Here is an 18,035-nt window from a genome sequence, read left to right as displayed (position 1 = left end):
TCTCTATTATACCATAAAAGGCAAACTTTCAATAAAATAGGCACTTTCTTCCCTATTCCACTAGGCTATTGCCCAAGTTTGTGATACAATAGGTAGAAACAATATTTTATAAAGGAGAAAAGACACATGCACATTTTTGATGAGCTAAAAGAGCGTGGTTTGATTTTTCAAACGACTGATGAAGAAGCTTTGCGTAAAGCCCTAGAAGAAGGTCAAGTTTCTTATTATACCGGCTACGATCCAACTGCTGACAGCCTTCACCTAGGTCACCTTGTAGCAATCTTGACAAGTCGTCGTTTGCAACTAGCAGGTCACAAACCTTATGCGCTCGTTGGCGGTGCTACAGGTCTCATTGGAGATCCGTCCTTCAAAGATGCTGAGCGTAGTCTCCAAACAAAAGACACAGTAGATGGCTGGGTCAAGTCTATCCAAGGACAACTTTCTCGTTTTCTTGACTTTGAAAATGGTGAAAATAAAGCTGTCATGGTCAACAACTACGACTGGTTTGACAGCATCAGCTTCATTGACTTCCTCCGTGATATCGGAAAATACTTCACTGTCAACTACATGATGAGCAAGGAGTCTGTTAAAAAACGGATCGAAACAGGGATTTCTTACACAGAGTTTGCCTACCAAATCATGCAAGGTTACGACTTCTTTGTCCTAAATCAAAACCACAATGTTACCCTGCAAATCGGTGGTTCTGACCAGTGGGGAAATATGACAGCTGGTACCGAATTGCTTCGTCGTAAGGCTGACAAGACAGGCCACGTTATCACAGTTCCCCTTATCACTGATGCGACTGGTAAGAAATTTGGTAAATCAGAAGGAAACGCAGTCTGGCTCAACCCTGAAAAGACTTCTCCATACGAAATGTACCAATTCTGGATGAACGTCATGGACGCTGACGCTGTTCGCTTCTTGAAAATCTTTACCTTCTTGTCACTCGATGAGATTGAAGACATCCGCAAACAGTTTGAAGCAGCTCCACACGAACGCTTGGCTCAAAAAGTCCTGGCTCGTGAAGTCGTGACTCTTGTCCACGGAGAAGAAGCTTACAAAGAAGCCCTCAACATCACTGAGCAACTCTTTGCTGGAAACATCAAAAACCTTTCTGTCAAAGAACTCAAACAAGGACTTCGTGGAGTGCCAAACTACCAAGTACAAGCAGACGAAAACCACAACATCGTGGAAATCCTCGTATCATCTGGTGTAGTCAACTCAAAACGCCAAGCCCGTGAAGATGTCCAAAACGGAGCCATCTACATCAACGGTGACCGCATCCAAGACCTTGACTATGTCTTGAGCGACGCAGACAAGCTCGAAAACGAACTAACTGTTATCCGCCGCGGGAAGAAGAAATACTTCGTCCTTACATATTAAAAAGCAAACTGGAGGCATTTGCCATCCAGTTCTTTTTTTGCTAGACTTAAACTATGAATACAAACCTCAAACCAAAACTTCAACGTTTCGCTACTGCGACTGCCTTTTCCTGCCCTATCTGCCAAGAAGATCTGACCTTGGTAGAGTCTAGCCTCAAGTGTAGCAATCGCCATTCTTTTGACCTGGCAAAATTCGGCTATGTTAATCTAGCACCACAAATCAGACAACCTGCCAACTATGACAAGGAAAACTTTCAAAACCGTCAGCAAATCCTAGAAGCTGGCTTTTATCAGACTATCTTAGAAGGCATTTCTGACCTACTAGCGACTAAATCATCTGCAAAAACTGTCTTGGACATCGGTTGTGGCGAAGGCTTCTACTCTCGTAAACTCCAAGAAAATCACCCGGACAAAACCTTCTATGCCTTTGATATTTCAAAAGACTCGGTCCAAATCGCTGCTAAGAGTGAACCCAACTGGGCAGTCAATTGGTTTGTCGGTGATCTGGCTAGACTTCCTATAAAAGACGCCAGTATGGATATCCTGCTCGACATCTTTTCGCCTGCCAATTATGGAGAATTTCGCCGTGTTTTATCCAAAGACGGTATCTTGATAAAGGTCATCCCAACTGAAAATCACCTCAAAGAAATCCGTCAAATAGTGCAGGACCAACTGACAAAGAAGGACTATTCCAACCAAGATATCAAAGAACATTTCCAGGAACATTTCAGCATCCAATCTAGTCAGATTGCTTCCTTAACAAAACCTATCACAGCAGAGCAACGCCAAGCCCTGCTTGCCATGACGCCTCTCCTCTTTCATGTTGACCAGACCAAGATTGACTGGAGCCAACTGACAGAGATTACCATCGAAGCAGAGATACTTTTGGGGAAAGTAGGGTAAATCAATCTTTCAGATAAGACAAAAATCCGCACACTTGATTAAGGTGCGGATTTGATTATAGAAAACTGAGATATTTTAAATCTATCTCTATTCCCCTCCTATCCTATACTTTTAGCAGTGACAATTTATGAAGTTTATCGATGGTTAGTTTTCGAAGTTTTGATTTTTTTGTATTTTTGAGAGCCCAATAACTTAGCGCGAGTAGAGTAACAATCCATAAAAGAGATACGATTAAACTATCAAAATTTAATTTAAAATCAGCTTTATTAAAAAAGTCAACATAAACACCTAAGAAAGTTGTGTCCATAAAATTCTTAATTTCTGAACTAACTTGTGAAAACATTGGTAAGAATGATAAAGCTAACATGGGAATTAAACCATACACTTGAGCCTGTGTTTGTGTTTCTGATATAGAACCAATAACTAAATTCAGAAGTATAGTACATAAGGCTACTAACGAAACTACAGCAAGATATACAGGGTAATCTGTTCCAAAATCAAATTCAACCATTATAGGGAAGGCAATCATTGCTACTGAGGCAAAGATTACAGGATAAAACAAAACGGAAACAAGATATTCTCCACGGCGAACTCCGCTTAAGATAAGAGTTTTAAAAATTCTTTTTTCTTTTTCCTCTGCAATAGAGTTTGAAATCATTGACCCAGAAGAAAATGAGAATGCCATTGTTAAAGAACTAAACAATAGTGTTTTCCCTTGAGTGCCATCTGTATTCATAAAATTTTGGAAAAGCAGAACTAGAAAGAACGGGAATATTACCTGAACTAAAGTGTTTTTGTTATTCAATAATACTTGTGTCCTCAACCAAATAAGGGCTAAAATTCGTTTAAGCATCTAATTTTTCTCCTGTCAATTTAATAAAAATATCTTCAAGTGTTGGTTCACATGAGTGAATCGTCATCATTTTTTTATAATCTTCTTGCTGCAAGTCTTCAAAGCGCACTACCTTTTTAGTAGAATCACTATAAGTTACTGCAACTTTTTTTTCCGTGTTGTATTTTTGTATAATTTCGCTTGGGCTTCCTTGTTCAATAAGATCACCTTTATTCAAAAGAGCTAGGTTATCACATAATAAAGTCGCCTCATTCATATCATGAGTAGTTAAGAAAATGGTTGTTCCTCTTTCCTTTAACTCCTGTAGTAATTTGTGAATCTTCTTTGAGGTGGTGGGATCTAACCCACTTGTAGGTTCATCTAAAAATAGAACTTTAGGGTAATTGATTAAAGCACGAGCTAAAAGCATTCGTTGACGCATTCCTGTAGAAAGTTTTTCAGCTGGGGTGTCTTTACTATCATACAGACCAACTTGTTTTAGAATTTCTTCAATTCGAGATTTTGAAACTCCGTATAGTCTTGCAAATAGCAACAAGTTATTGTACAAACTTAACTTTTCGTAATAACCACTTGTGTCACCTACTAAACCTAACTCTTCAAAATCTGACGGAAGTAATTTTTGAGAATCTTTCCCTAATAATTCTGTCTTTCCGCTGTTAGCCTGTAGCTGTCCTGTCAGAATATTGATCATTGTTGTCTTCCCTGAACCAGATGGACCTAGGAATCCAAAAATTTCTCCTTCGTTTATTGAAAAACTAATTTGATTTAAAGCAATATTATCTCCAAATCGCTTTGTAACTCTTTCTACCTTAATCATTTTATTACCTCTTTCTAATGATAAATTGTATTTTAGAAACTTCACTCACTCCCATCGGTTATGTCAACAACTCTAATTCTAGGCTTTAAGTTGGAGTCCAGTTTGATTTCCCTCATTTCATTTGGAAGCAAGAGAACTAATTTTAGCAACTTCTCATCAAGTGTTACTTTACATAGGCGTCTGCTATCTAGACTATTTTTTATAATCAGATAATTCTTCTTGACAAACTTTTCATCCATATAATAGTCAATTGTTTTTACCATATTTTCCTCCCGCCTGCTAATCTCCATCCCATTAAATAGGAATGTTTCTAGCATTGCGCTCTTCTTAACTTATTTACAATAACAGTATATACCTTACGAGAGTAAAAAAACAGGACATTTATGTCCACTGACATTTATGTCCTGTTTTATATTGAAATTATGAAAAATCCTTATTTTTTTCCTCTATCACTCGATTTTTAAAATTCATGTCATTCAAAAATTCTGCTCCGTTAATAGCTTTTTCATAGTATTGTAGGGCTTTTTCTTTATCTTTTTCTCCATATAAGTAATATTTTGCTTCAATGAAGTCTACAGTTGGTTTTAAACTAGTATCTCCGATGTCAATCATAATTTCTCTTAAAATGCTCAATATTTCAGGTATAAATTCATGATAATCGATGTCAAGCTGATAAAGGACTAAACCTATTAGCACCCTTTGAAGCAAGTGAATATAGTTTGTATCATCATAATTTGTTTGAGATACAATATTTAGACAAACTTTTTTTAAAGTTATTTCATCTCGTTCTGCATTAACCGCTAAAGATAAAAAATACAAGTACAATAGTAGTAGATCATTTGTCGAATATTCTGTTCGCAGCATTGTTTGCTCAAAATACTCCTCAATTAAACCTTCCCCAAATTCAGCGTTTTCAGAAACATATACATCATCAATGGCTTGTAGGACTTCAACTGCTACTTGCTCATCTTCAGGTAGTTGGTCATAAAAGCGTTCCTGAATTTCCTCAAAGATTTCCTCACGTTGACGAATTTTTTCTTCATCTCCATGAATAGATTGACGAATCAATTTCGTTTTTAGTTTTAAATACTCTTTAGGAACAATTAACAAGCCCTCGTCAATTAGCTGAGATATTGAAACTCCCAATACTTTGGCTATATAGTCTAGTTTCGCTAAACTGGGCAAGTTATTTCCTGTTTCAATTCGGCCCAACTGACGAACAGTCAGTTCTTTTTCATCTCCACAAAAGGCTTCCCTACTCAATCCCTTTTCAGTCCGTAAGGTACGAATCCGTTTCCCAATTTCTAAATTACTCATAATAAGCCTCTTCAAATTCTAATTTGATATTCAAACAACTACTTGTATACATTCCTATTTTAACATACTTTCTTACAATTTTCAGATAAAAATAATGATAACTAATAGTTTTAAGCCACCACTCTATATAACTGACCCATTTTAATATAGTATCTGAGGTCTATCTCTACTCAAGTATTCAAAAAAGCGAATTTCAATTGAAACTCGCTTTTTACAAAATGTATTAGTATGAATTTGTATCTTAGTTCAAGTGCCAGATATCCTCATTATACTGAGCGATTGTACGGTCAGATGAGAAGAATCCTGCTTTGGCAATGTTAACGATGACTTTATCCAACCATGCGTCACGGTCTTCGTAGTCAGCAAGCATTTGCTCTTTGACTTTGATGTAGTCTTCCAAGTCAAGGAGAGTCATGAACCAGTCTTTGTTGATCAATTCGTTATAAAGACGTTCCAAGCGTTCTTTCTTACCTACTGCAAGAACAGCATCGCTCACAATGAAGTCAACCAATGGTTTGATAGCTTCACGAGCATAGAATTCGCTTGATTTGTAGGCTGCTTTTGCGTAAAGGTCGATAACAGTTTCAGAATCTTCACCGAAGATATAGATGTTGTCGTCGCCAACCAACTCAGCGATTTCCACGTTAGCTCCGTCCATAGTACCAAGAGTCAAGGCTCCGTTCAACATGAATTTCATGTTACCAGTACCTGAAGCTTCTTTAGAAGCAAGTGAGATTTGTTCTGAGATGTCACATGCTGGGATAAGGAAGCTTGCTGCAGTAACGTTGTAGTTTTCAACCATTACGACTTGCAAGTGTGGAGCTACTGCTGGGTCATTTGCAATGACTTCTGACAAGCAAAGGATCAAGTGGATGATGTCTTGAGCGATTGTGTAGGCAGGAGCCGCTTTACCACCAAAGAATACTGTGATTGGACGAGCAGGGATGTTACCAGCCTTGATGTCCAAGTATTTGTGAATCACATACAAAGCGTTCATTTGTTGGCGTTTGTACTCGTGAAGACGTTTGATTTGGATATCAAAGATAGAGTTTGTATTGATTTCCACACCTTGATGTTCTTTCAAGTGTCGAGCCAATTTACGTTTGTTGTGAGCCTTGATTTCTTCAAGTTTTGCTTTAAGGGCTGCTTTATCTTCGTAAGACAAGAGTTTTTCAAGTTCATCCGCTTCATGGTGCCAACCACGTCCAATAATTTCATCCAAGTAGTGAGACAAGCGTGGGTTAGCATGCATGAGCCAACGACGGAAAGTAATACCGTTTGTTTTGTTGTTGAATTTTTCTGGGTAGATGTCGTAGAAAGCTTTCAACTCAGAGTTCTTCAAGATTTCAGTGTGGAGTGCTGCTACCCCGTTAACACTGTATCCGTAGTGGATATCCATGTGAGCCATGTGTACACGTCCGCTCTCGTCGATGATTTGGACAGCTGGGTCTTTGTATTCTGCTTTCACACGACGGTCCAATTCTTTGATGATTGGTACCAAGTGAGGAACCACTTCTTCCAAGAATTCAAGAGGCCATTTTTCAAGGGCTTCAGCAAGGATTGTGTGGTTCGTGTAGGCAGTCATGCTACGAACGATAGAGATTGCTTCATCAAGTTCGATACCACGTTCAGTCAAAAGACGGATCAATTCAGGGATCACCATTGATGGGTGAGTATCGTTGATTTGTACAACTGCGTAGTCCGCAAGGTCATGCAAGTTGCTTCCTTTTTCGATTGCTTCATCGATGATCAATTGCGCACCGTTTGAAACCATGAAGTATTGTTGGAAGATACGGAGCAATTCACCTTGACGGTCACTATCGTCTGGGTAAAGGAAGAGAGTCAAGTTGCGAGCGATGTCTGTCTTGTCAAAGTTGATACCATCTTTGATGATTGAAGAATCAACTGAATCCAAGTCAAACAAACGCAAGCGGTTTTTAGTCGCTGTTTTGTAACCAGGTACATCGATATCGTAAAGAGTTGATGTCAAGGTAAAGTATGCAAATGGCACTTGGTAGCTACGGCTTGAGCGTACCAACCAGTTTTGCTCTGTCAACCAAGCGTTAGGAATCGTTTCTTGTTGGTTGTTTTTAAGAACTTGTTGGAAAAGACCGTAGTGGTAGTTCAAACCAACCCCGTCACCATTCAAACCAAGAGTAGCGATTGAGTCGATAAAGCAGGCTGCCAAACGTCCCAATCCACCGTTCCCTAGAGATGGTTCCAATTCTACTTCTTCGATTTCGATCAACTCTTTACCGGCATCAGCAAGTTCTTTTTTCACATCGTCGTAAAGACCAAGGTTGATCAAGTTGTTTGACAAGAGTTTACCAATCAAAAACTCAGCTGAGATGTAGTAAACTTTCTTCTTACCAGTGTTGACTGGTTTTTGGCTACTAGCAAGCTTGCTGTAGTTGAGAAGAGCAAGGTAAAGTTCTTCGTTACTACATTCTGCAATGGTTTTATTGTAACGTTTTTGTACAAATTCTTTTAGTGGTAACATTTTTGTGTCTCCTGATAATGTCTTATTTCTTTAATTCTACCAAATTCTCATTGACTCGGCGATAAATTGTAGTCAAGTCAAGCAAATTGTCCTCGACAGCTGGTGTCAATTGATCTTCAGTCATACGCCAAGACCAGTTTCCGCCAAGAGTAGATGGGTAGTTCATGCGAGCCGCCTCATCCAATTCTAGTAAATCTTGCATAGTGGCAATAGCCATGAAGCTCACTGATGAAAATACTGTGCGAAGCATTGCGTGTGGCACTGTTTCATACTCTTTACGGTTCGTGTAACGAGCCATGTACTCACGAGTTGGATCATCGATTTCATTACGGTACCAACCAAGAACCGTATTGTTATCGTGTGTTCCTGTGTACATAACAGAGTTAGCAGGTGCCAAGTGTGGGCTATCGATACTTTCATCTTCTGGATTGAAGGCAAATTGAAGAATCTTCATCCCCGGGAAACCAGTACGTTCGCGCAACTCGATAACCTCATCTGTCATGAAGCCGAGGTCTTCTGCGATGATGTTTAGCTCACCAAGTTCTTCCTTAACGGCTGCGAAGAGTTTGTAGCCTGGACCTTTCACCCATTTACCAGGGGCCGCTGTATCGGAACCAGCAGGGATTTCCCAGTAAGATTCAAAGCCACGGAAGTGGTCGATACGAACAATATCGTAGATTTTGAAGCTTTCACGCAAGCGTTCAACCCACCATTTGTAACCGTCTTTATCCATTGCTTCCCAGTCATAGATTGGGTTCCCCCAAAGTTGACCAGTTGCAGAAAACTCATCCGGTGGACATCCAGCGATGCAAGTCGCCTTGCCGCTGACATCTGTCTTGAAGAGGTGTGGATTTGCCCACATGTCGCTTGAATCTTCCGCAACGTAGATAGGCATGTCCCCAACGATCTCGATGTGGTTGTCGTTAGCGTATGCTTTCAATTTCAACCATTGTTGGAAGAAGAAGTATTGAGTCACACGGTGGTAAACCAACTTGTCTGCTAATTTCTCACGGTAGCTTTCAAGTGCTGAAGCTTTACGCTCACGAGCATCTGCATCTGGCCATTCTGTCCATGCTAGATTGTCAAAATGCTCTTTAATTGCCATATACTCAGCAAAGAGTTCAAGCCAGGCTTGGTTGTCTTGAGCAAATTTCTCAAAAGCTTTGACATCTCCCACTTCCAAGAAACGTTTGACCGCCTTCTCCAAAAGAGGACGACGTGCGTAGTAAATCTTAGCATAGTCAACTTCTGCTGGATTGCTACCGAAGTCAACACCTTCAAGATCGCTAGCTTCCAACAAGCCTTGCTCTACCAAGATGTCAAGATCGATAAAATGCGTGTTCCCAGCAAAGGCTGAGAATGATTGGTATGGAGAATCTCCATAGCTTGTTGTCCCAAGAGGGAGGATTTGCCAGTAACGTTGCTTGGTACGAACCAAGAAGTCAACGAAATCATAGGCGCTTTGGCCAAATGATCCAATCCCGTATGCTCCTGGAAGAGAAGAGATGTGCATCAACACACCACTTTGACGTTTTTTCATAATAGCACCTCATGTGTTTGTAATATAACGCTGCGCAAATTAAGGCGCAAACGTTTGCGTTATTTTAAGTATAACGCATTTCAAAAACAAATGCAAGCGGTTTTAGAAACTTTTTTTGATTTCTTTTTCTTCGAATGAATCTTGGTTCCACTGTTATTTTATGAAACGATCACTTTTCTTATAAAGTTTTTCTAATTTAAGATAGTTGAAATTAAAAACAGCCTCATTTTTGCTAAGAAATCAGCCTAATCAATGCAATCGTTTCCCTTGTGCATTTTCAAATCAAGAAAAAGAAATTTTTCCAGTTTCTTCCTATATAAAGGCATTGACAAATGTTTGAAACCTTAAAATTTTTTTAAATTTTTTTCTAAAAAAGCTTGCAACCGTTTTCTATTTGTGTTATACTAGGTTCGTAAAAGAAAACGTTTGCGTTTTCTCATTAAATTATTTTTGTTATTCTTTAGGAGGAATACACTATGTCATCTAAATTCATGAAGAGCGCTGCTGTGCTTGGAACTGCTACTCTTGCTAGCTTACTTTTGGTAGCTTGCGGAAGCAAAACTGCTGATAAACCAGCTGATACTAGCTCATCTGAAGCAAAAGAAATCACTCTTTACGTTGAAGACCAGTATAAAGCCTACGCTGAAAAAGTTGCTGCAGCTTATGAAAAAGAATCAGGTACAAAAGTTAACATCAAATCTGGTGACCAACTTGGTGGACTTGACAAACTTTCACTTGACAACCAATCAGGTCAAGCTGCTGACGTTATGATGGCACCATACGACCGCGTAGGTAGCCTTGGTACTGACGGACAACTTTCAGAAGTTACATTGAGCGACGGTGCTAAAACAGACAATACTACTAAATCTCTTGTAACAGCTGCTGATGGAAAAGTTTACGGTGCTCCTGCAGTTATTGAGTCACTTGTTATGTACTACAACAAAGACTTGCTAAAAGAAGCTCCAAAAACTTTTGCTGAATTGGAAGAACTTGCAAAAGATAGCAAATACGCTTTTGCTGGTGAAGAAGGTAAAACTTCAGCATTCTTAGCTGACTGGACAAACTTCTACTACGCATACGGACTTCTTTCTGGTAACGGAGCTTACGTATTTGGTGATAACGGTAAAAATCCTAAAGACATCGGTCTTGCTAACGATGGAGCAATCAAAGGTATCGAATACGCTAAGTCTTGGTACGAAAAATGGCCTAAAGGTATGCAAGATGGAACAGCTGCTGGAAACTTGATCCAAACTTCATTCCAAGAAGGTAAAACAGCTGCTATCATCGATGGTCCTTGGAAAGCTCAAGCATTCAAAGATGCTAAAGTAAACTACGGTGTTGCTACTATCCCAACTCTTCCAAACGGAAAAGAATACTCAGCATTCGGTGGTGGTAAAGCTTGGATCATCCCATCAAGCACTAAGAACCTTGAAGGCGCACAAAAATTTGTAGACTACCTTGTATCAACTGAACAACAAAAAGCATTCTACGAAGCAACTAACGAAATCCCAGCTAACACTGAAGCACGTGCATATGCTGAAGGCAAAAACGATGAGTTGACTACAGCTGTTATCAAACAGTTCAAGAATGCTCAACCAATGCCAAACATCTCACAAATGTCAGCTGTTTGGGAACCAGCTGCGAACATGCTCTTTGACGCTGTAAGTGGTAAGAAAGATGCTAAGACAGCTGCTAACGATGCTGTTACATTGATCAAAGAAACAATCAAACAAAAATTTGGTGAATAATTGAATTCGTTACAAGGGGGGAGAATACAAGTCCCCCTTTGATTTTATAAATTTACGAATGATTGCAGTTGCCTATCTTGTGATTGGAGACAAACTTCAATATCGTATCCTATGAAAGGAGTATTCATGGAAAACCAACAACCTAGCAAAGCAGCCTTGCTTTCAGTGATTCCTGGCTTAGGGCAAATTTACAACAAGCAAAAAATCAAAGGTTTTATTTTTCTTGCTGTAACGCTCGTTTTTGTCCTTTATTTTCTAGCCCTTGCTGCGCCTGAATTGCACAATTTGATCACTCTTGGTGACAAACCTGGTCGTGACAATTCACTCTTCATGCTGATTCGTGGTGCCTTCCACTCAATTCTTGTTGCTGTTTACGTGCTCTTCTACTTCTACAACATTAAAGACGCACATACAATTGCTAAGCGCATCAACAACGGAATTCCTGTCCCTCGTACTTTTAAAGATATGATCAAAGGTATTTATGAGAATGGTTTCCCTTACCTCTTGATCATCCCATCTTACGTCGCTATGACATTTGCGATTATCTTCCCTGTTGTGGTAACATTGATGATCGCCTTTACCAACTATGACTTCCAACACTTGCCACCAAACAAATTGTTGGACTGGGTTGGTTTGACTAACTTTACAAATATCTGGAGCTTAAGCACCTTCCGTTCAGCCTTCGGTGCCGTTCTTTCTTGGACCATCATCTGGGCCTTGTCTGCTTCTACTTTGCAGATTGTGATTGGTATTTTCACAGCAATCATTGCTAACCAACCATTTATCAAAGGAAAACGTATCTTTGGTGTTATTTTCCTTCTTCCTTGGGCTGTTCCAGCTTTCATCACTATCTTGACATTCTCAAACATGTTTAACGATAGTGTAGGAGCAATCAACACTCAAGTATTGCCTATCTTGGCTAAAGTCCTTCCTTTCCTTGACGGAGCACTTATCCCTTGGAAAACAGACCCAACTTGGACGAAGATTGCCTTGATTATGATGCAAGGTTGGCTAGGATTCCCATACATCTACGTTTTGACTTTGGGTATCTTGCAGTCTATTCCTAATGACCTCTACGAAGCGGCTTATATCGATGGTGCCAATGCTTGGCAAAAATTCCGCAACATCACTTTCCCTATGATTTTGGCTGTTGCGGCACCAACATTGATCAGCCAGTACACCTTTAACTTTAACAACTTCTCTATCATGTACCTCTTCAATGCTGGAGGACCTGGTAGCGTTGGTGGTGGAGCCGGTTCAACCGATATCTTGATCTCATGGATTTATCGTTTGACTACAGGTACATCTCCTCAATACTCTATGGCGGCAGCTGTTACCTTGATTATCTCTATCATTGTCATCTCTATCTCTATGATTGCATTCAAGAAACTACACGCATTTGATATGGAGGACGTCTAAGATGAATAACTCAATCAAACTCAAACGTAGACTGACTCAAACCCTCACTTACCTCTACTTGATCGGCCTTTCAATCGTGATTATCTATCCACTTTTGATTACCATTATGTCAGCCTTCAAGACTGGTAACGTTGTAGCCTTTAAATTAGATAGTAACATTGACTTTAGCTTTGCCAACTTCCAAGGACTCTTCACAGAAACCTTGTACGGCACTTGGTACCTCAATACTTTGATCATCGCCTTTATTACCATGGCTGTTCAAACAAGTATCATCGTCCTTGCTGGTTATGCCTACAGCCGTTACAATTTCTTGGCTCGTAAACAAAGTTTAGTCTTCTTCTTGATTATCCAAATGGTGCCAACTATGGCCGCTTTGACAGCCTTCTTCGTTATGGCCCTTATGTTGAACGCTCTTAACCAAAACTGGTTCCTCATCTTCCTCTACGTTGGTGGAGGTATCCCGATGAACGCTTGGTTGATGAAAGGCTACTTCGACACAGTACCAATGTCTCTAGACGAATCTGCAAAACTAGATGGTGCAGGACACTTCCGCCGCTTCTGGCAAATTGTTCTCCCACTTGTTCGCCCAATGATCGCTGTACAAGCTCTCTGGGCCTTCATGGGACCTTTCGGGGACTATATCCTCTCTAGTTTCTTGCTTCGTGAGAAAGAATACTTTACTGTTGCCGTTGGTCTCCAAACCTTCGTTAACAACGTGAAAAATATGAAGATTGCCTACTTCTCAGCAGGTGCTATCCTCATCGCCCTTCCAATCTGTATTCTCTTCTTCTTCCTACAAAAGAACTTTGTTTCAGGACTTACAAGTGGTGGCGACAAGGGATAATTTATCCCCGCCACCCTTTTTCATTTTGAATTTTGTTTCTAAAGTTGAAAGATTAGACACAAGACCGCAAATAGTAGCAAAACCAGCTTTTCAATAAGCAATTTATCTACTAGACTTGAAATAAAGTACATTTCTCTATATAATAATACTCATATAGAAAACACTTTTAGAAAGATGCCTATGCTTCCATATCCATTCTCGTATTTTACTAGTATCTGGGGATTTCGTAAGCCCCTGTCAAAACGTTTCGGTCTCAACTGGTTTCAATTGATTTTTACCAGTATTTTCCTCATCAGCTTGTCCATGGTTCCGATTGCCATTCAAAACAGCTCGCAGGAAACGTATCCACTGGATACCTTTATCGATAATGTCTACACACCCCTGACAGATGAAGCAATCATGGATTTGTCGGAGAATGCGCAGATAATAGATGGTAAACTGAGCTATGCTGGAACTAAAAATCAGCAAGCTTCTCTTCTAATTGGTCCAAGTCCAAGTAAGGAATTGCCAAAGGACTTGCAACTTCATTTTGATACTGAAGAACTCATCATCAGCAAGGAAAGCAAGGAATTGACTCGCATTCGCTACCACGCCATTCAAACGGAGAGTTTCCAGAGTAAGGAAGCTTTAACCCAGGCTATTTCTAAAGACTGGTACCAACAGAATCGTGTCTATATCAGTCTCTTTCTCGTCCTTGGTGCTAGCTTCCTCTTCGGATTGAATTTCTTCATTGTCTCTCTTGGAGCTAGTCTTCTCCTTTATATCACCAAAAAATCACGCCTCTTTTCATTTAGGAGCTTTAAAGAGTGCTACCATTTTATCTTGAACTGTTTAGGATTACCAACTTTGATTACACTTATTTTGGGACTTTTTGGCCAAAATATGACAACCCTTATCACTGTACAAAACATTCTTTTTGTTCTTTATCTGGTCATCATCTTTTATAAAACACATTACCGCGATCCAGATTATCATAAATAGGAGATTTTTATGCCCGTTACGATTAAAGATGTGGCCAAGGCTGCAGGTGTCTCACCTTCAACTGTAACCCGCGTTATTCAAAACAAATCAACAATTAGTGATGAAACCAAAAAACGAGTTCGCAAGGCTATGAAGGAACTCAACTACCATCCCAATCTTAATGCTCGTAGCCTCGTTAGCAGCTATACTCAAGTTATCGGTTTGGTATTGCCTGACGACTCGGATGCCTTCTACCAAAATCCTTTCTTCCCATCTGTCCTACGAGGAATTGCCCAAGTCGCGTCTGAAAACCACTATGCTATCCAGATCGCAACTGGTAAAGATGAGAAGGAACGTCTCAATGCCATCTCACAAATGGTCTATGGGAAACGTGTTGACGGCCTAATCTTCCTCTATGCTCAAGAGGAAGATCCACTGGTTAAGCTCGTAGCGGAAGAACAGTTTCCTTTCCTCATCCTCGGAAAATCCCTCTCACCCTTTATCCCCCTTGTCGACAATGATAATGTCCAAGCTGGTTTTGATGCAGCAGAGTATTTCATCAAAAAGGGGTGCAGACGAATCGCCTTTATCGGAGGAACAAAGAAACTTTTCGTTACACAAGATCGTCTAAAAGGTTACGAATTGGCACTCAAACAACACCAACTTTCGATTGATACGAACCTGACCTACTTTGCAAATGAATTTCTAGAAGAAAAGGGGTATCAATTTAGTAAGCGCCTCTTCAAACACGATCCGCAGATTGATGCCATCATCACAACCGACAGCCTTCTAGCTGAAGGGGTTTGCGACTACATCAGTAAACACCAATTAAATGTTCCCGTCTTGAGTTTTGACTCTGTCAATCCTCGACTCGATCTAGTAGCCTATGTTGACATCAATAGTCTTGAACTTGGACGAACATCATTTGAAACGATTTTGCAGATTATCAATGACGCGAAAAATAATAGACAGATTTGTTACCGGCAGTTGATTGCCCACACAATTATCGAAAAATAAAAACCAGCTCCAGAGCTGGTTTTTTCATGTCTAATTGTCTGTTTCTACAAATCGTCCTAGGATGTGGACATTTTCGGATACAGAGACGAAGGCTGTAGGATCAACTTGTTTCATGATGTGTTTAAAATCATTAAACTCTGCTCGTGTGATAACGGTAATCAAGACTGCTTTTCTCTCATGATTATAGGTTCCTTCTGCATCGTGGATCATGGTAGCGCCTCGGTGCAATTTTTTATGGATTTTTTCGATTACCTTGTCAGGATTGCTGGTCACAATCATGGCCTGCATCCGTTTTTGCTTGGTGAAGACCGCATCTGTCACACGACTGGAGACAAAAATGGTAATCATGGAGTAGAGGGCGTATTTCCAACCAAAGGTCAAGCCTGCAATCAACATGATGGTCCCATTGACCAAGAAGGAAATACTGCCGACATTCCTCCCTGTTTTCTTGCGAATGGTCAGACTGACAATATCTGTACCTCCACTGGAAATACTATTGCGCAAAGCAAATCCGATTCCCAAGCCCATGACAACACCCCCAAAGAGAGCATTGATAATGGGATCCTCTGTCAGCGTCACAACGGGCACAAACTGGATAAAAAGAGAACTCATGGATACCGTGATAAAGGTAAAAACTGTAAATTTATGTCCAATCTGATACCAAGCCAAAATCATCAGTGGGATATTAATGGCATAAAAGGTTGCGGATACGGGTAGTTGGAGACCAAACCAATGAGTACTCAAACTGGAGATAATTTGCGCCAAACCTGTCGCACCACTCGAATAAACATGCCCTGGTTGGAAAAAGAAATTGACAGCAACTGCTGATAGAAAACCGTATACCAGAGAAGCAGAAATCTTCTCATCATATTTTTCCTTAGAGATGCCCTGCAAGACTCGTAACATCTTTATCTGATAAGCAAAGCGGCGCAGATAATAGCGCCACCGCTTAATTTGTTTTGCTTGTTTCATCTTCTTCTACTTGTAAGCTAAGTTCCTCTAGTTGTTTGAGAGCGACTGTTGATGGCGCTTGTGTCATTGGATCTGTCGCCTTGTTGTTCTTAGGAAAGGCAATGACTTCACGGATGTTTTCTTCGCCTGCTAAGAGCATGACAAAGCGGTCAAGTCCGATAGCCAATCCACCGTGTGGTGGGAAACCATAGTCCATGGCTTCCAGAAGGAAACCGAACTGGTCATTGGCTTCCTCAGCTGAGAAACCAAGAGCCTGGAACATGCGTTCTTGAAGGTCTTTTTGGTTGATACGAAGGCTACCACCACCCAGCTCATAACCGTTCAAGACGATGTCATAGGCAATAGCACGGACATTGGCCAAATCACCTTCTAATTCGTGAGCTGTCTCTTCCTGTGGAAGGGTAAACGGATGGTGGGCGCTCATGTAACGACCTTCTTCTTCAGACCATTCAAACATCGGCCAGTCAACAACCCAAAGGAAGTTGAATTTGTCGCTGTCAATCAAGCCGAGCTCTTTAGCAATACGACCACGAAGGGCACCAAGGGTTGCATTCGTCACTTCAAGTGTATCAGCCACAAAGAGAACCAAATCCTTGTCTTCTAAACCAAGCGCTGCAGTCAAGTCTGCTTGGATCCCAGTCAAGAACTTGGCAACTGGTCCGTTCAATTCTCCATCCACAACCTTGACCCAAGCAAGACCTTTGGCACCGTACTGCTTGGCTACTTCGGTCATCTTGTCGATGTCTTTACGTGAATAGTTGTCCGCAGCTCCTTTGACTACAATGGCTTTAACTGCAGGAGCTTCTGAAAAGACCTTGAAGTCAACATCCTTAACCACTGCTGTCAAATCCTGAAGCAACATGTCAAAACGCGTATCAGGCTTGTCAGAACCATAAAGGGCCATGGCATCGTCATACTTCATACGTGGGAAGGGAAGGGTTACTTCGATCCCTTTTGTTTCCTTCATCACGCGCGCAATCAAGCCTTCTGTAATATCTTGGATTTCTTGCTCCGTAAGGAATGAAGTTTCCAAGTCGACCTGGGTAAACTCAGGCTGACGGTCTCCACGCAAGTCCTCGTCACGGAAACATTTAACGATTTGATAGTAACGGTCAAAACCAGCATTCATCAAGAGCTGTTTTGTAATCTGCGGACTTTGAGGAAGGGCGTAGAAATGTCCTTTATTGACACGAGATGGCACCAAATAGTCACGCGCTCCTTCTGGTGTTGACTTAGAAAGGAAGGGTGTTTCCACATCGATGAACTCTAACTCATCCAAGTAGTTGCGGATAGAATGGGTCACCTTAGCACGAAGTTTAAGATTTTCCAACATCTCTGGACGACGAAGGTCAAGGTAACGGTAACGTAGACGCGTATCATCGTTAGCCTCAATGCCATCCTTAATCTCAAAAGGTGTTGTTTTAGCTGTATTGAGTACAGTAAGGGCTGTCACGTTCAATTCAACTGCTCCCGTCGCCAATTTATCATTGGCCTGTTCACGCGCAGCAACCTGACCCGTCACCTCGATGACAAACTCACTACGAAGGCTTTCAGCTGTTGCCATGACTTCAGCTGAAACTTTTTCTGGATTGATAACCAGCTGCATAATTCCTTCACGGTCACGAAGATCGATAAAGATCAAACCGCCCAAGTCACGACGACGGGCAACCCATCCTTTCAAGGTGATTTCTTGTCCGATGTGTTCCTCACGAACACGACCAGCATACATACTACGTTTCATTGTTTCTCTCCTCTTTTATTCT

Annotated in this window: 15 protein-coding genes; 7 read left to right on the top strand and 8 right to left on the bottom strand. The window is 40.7% G+C overall.

Translation table 11 applies throughout. The annotated features are described in order from the left end of the window. The first annotated feature begins 126 nt into the window (after window positions 1–126). Together tyrS and ACVC7S_RS07940 are read left to right on the top strand one after the other, a co-directional pair. Window positions 127–1,383 (top strand): tyrosine--tRNA ligase, encoded by a 1,257-nt coding sequence (tyrS, locus tag ACVC7S_RS07945; RefSeq protein WP_447266766.1) that lies wholly within the window; start codon window positions 127–129, stop codon window positions 1,381–1,383. A 53-nt stretch (window positions 1,384–1,436) separates the two neighbouring features. Continuing rightward, complete coding sequence (locus tag ACVC7S_RS07940) at window positions 1,437–2,285, top strand: putative RNA methyltransferase (RefSeq protein ID WP_447266765.1); 849 nt, start codon at window positions 1,437–1,439, stop codon at window positions 2,283–2,285. Between the two features lie 103 nt (window positions 2,286–2,388). Here the strand turns inward: ACVC7S_RS07940 and ACVC7S_RS07935 are convergent, their stop codons facing one another. The 6 genes from ACVC7S_RS07935 to malQ form a co-directional block, all read right to left on the bottom strand. Next, window positions 2,389–3,138: an ABC transporter permease gene (locus ACVC7S_RS07935; protein ID WP_447266764.1), complete on the bottom strand. Its 750-nt coding sequence runs from the start codon at window positions 3,136–3,138 to the stop codon at window positions 2,389–2,391. Continuing rightward, a complete protein-coding gene (locus ACVC7S_RS07930; protein ID WP_447266763.1) occupies window positions 3,131–3,955 on the bottom strand; it encodes an ABC transporter ATP-binding protein in 825 nt (274 codons plus the stop codon). The genes ACVC7S_RS07935 and ACVC7S_RS07930 overlap by 8 nt, the downstream gene beginning before the upstream one ends. Window positions 3,956–3,996: 41 nt before the next feature. Next, window positions 3,997–4,218, bottom strand: a complete 222-nt coding sequence (locus ACVC7S_RS07925; protein ID WP_070657026.1) for a hypothetical protein — start codon at window positions 4,216–4,218, stop codon at window positions 3,997–3,999. A 157-nt stretch (window positions 4,219–4,375) separates the two neighbouring features. Beyond that, window positions 4,376–5,272 carry a helix-turn-helix domain-containing protein gene (locus ACVC7S_RS07920; RefSeq protein ID WP_070657030.1) on the bottom strand — a complete coding sequence of 299 codons (897 nt, stop codon included), beginning with the start codon at window positions 5,270–5,272 and terminating at the stop codon, window positions 4,376–4,378. 241 nt (window positions 5,273–5,513) lie between these two features. Beyond that, window positions 5,514–7,772 carry a glycogen/starch/alpha-glucan family phosphorylase gene (gene glgP / locus ACVC7S_RS07915; protein WP_447266762.1) on the bottom strand — a complete coding sequence of 753 codons (2,259 nt, stop codon included), beginning with the start codon at window positions 7,770–7,772 and terminating at the stop codon, window positions 5,514–5,516. A 22-nt stretch (window positions 7,773–7,794) separates the two neighbouring features. Next, window positions 7,795–9,312: a 4-alpha-glucanotransferase gene (gene malQ / locus ACVC7S_RS07910; RefSeq protein WP_447266761.1), complete on the bottom strand. Its 1,518-nt coding sequence runs from the start codon at window positions 9,310–9,312 to the stop codon at window positions 7,795–7,797. Window positions 9,313–9,788: 476 nt separating this feature from the next. On the opposite strand from malQ, the gene ACVC7S_RS07905 reads away from it, so the two are divergent. From ACVC7S_RS07905 to ACVC7S_RS07885, 5 genes are all read left to right on the top strand, one after another. Beyond that, complete coding sequence (locus tag ACVC7S_RS07905) at window positions 9,789–11,060, top strand: extracellular solute-binding protein (RefSeq protein WP_447266760.1); 1,272 nt, start codon at window positions 9,789–9,791, stop codon at window positions 11,058–11,060. A gap of 126 nt (window positions 11,061–11,186) precedes the next feature. Next, the gene (locus tag ACVC7S_RS07900) at window positions 11,187–12,479 is read left to right on the top strand and encodes an ABC transporter permease subunit (RefSeq protein ID WP_447266759.1); all 1,293 of its coding nucleotides are present in this window, start codon (window positions 11,187–11,189) and stop codon (window positions 12,477–12,479) included. 1 nt (window position 12,480) lies between these two features. Beyond that, window positions 12,481–13,323, top strand: a complete 843-nt coding sequence (locus tag ACVC7S_RS07895; protein ID WP_096405864.1) for a sugar ABC transporter permease — start codon at window positions 12,481–12,483, stop codon at window positions 13,321–13,323. Window positions 13,324–13,503: 180 nt separating this feature from the next. Then, window positions 13,504–14,304, top strand: coding sequence for a DUF1189 domain-containing protein (locus ACVC7S_RS07890; protein WP_447266758.1), 801 nt, complete (start codon window positions 13,504–13,506; stop codon window positions 14,302–14,304). Between the two features lie 9 nt (window positions 14,305–14,313). Continuing rightward, entirely contained in the window at window positions 14,314–15,300 is a 987-nt protein-coding gene (locus ACVC7S_RS07885; protein ID WP_447266757.1) for a LacI family DNA-binding transcriptional regulator, read from the top strand. A gap of 30 nt (window positions 15,301–15,330) precedes the next feature. Here the strand turns inward: ACVC7S_RS07885 and ACVC7S_RS07880 are convergent, their stop codons facing one another. Together ACVC7S_RS07880 and aspS are read right to left on the bottom strand one after the other, a co-directional pair. Further along, window positions 15,331–16,272 carry a YitT family protein gene (locus ACVC7S_RS07880; protein WP_447266756.1) on the bottom strand — a complete coding sequence of 314 codons (942 nt, stop codon included), beginning with the start codon at window positions 16,270–16,272 and terminating at the stop codon, window positions 15,331–15,333. After that, window positions 16,250–18,013 (bottom strand): aspartate--tRNA ligase, encoded by a 1,764-nt coding sequence (gene aspS / locus ACVC7S_RS07875; RefSeq protein ID WP_447266755.1) that lies wholly within the window; start codon window positions 18,011–18,013, stop codon window positions 16,250–16,252. The genes ACVC7S_RS07880 and aspS overlap by 23 nt, the downstream gene beginning before the upstream one ends. Window positions 18,014–18,035 lie beyond the last annotated feature (22 nt).

The sequence above is a fragment of the Streptococcus sp. Z556 genome (genome assembly GCF_053010225.1).
This window is presented reverse-complemented; position numbering and strand designations above follow the sequence as displayed.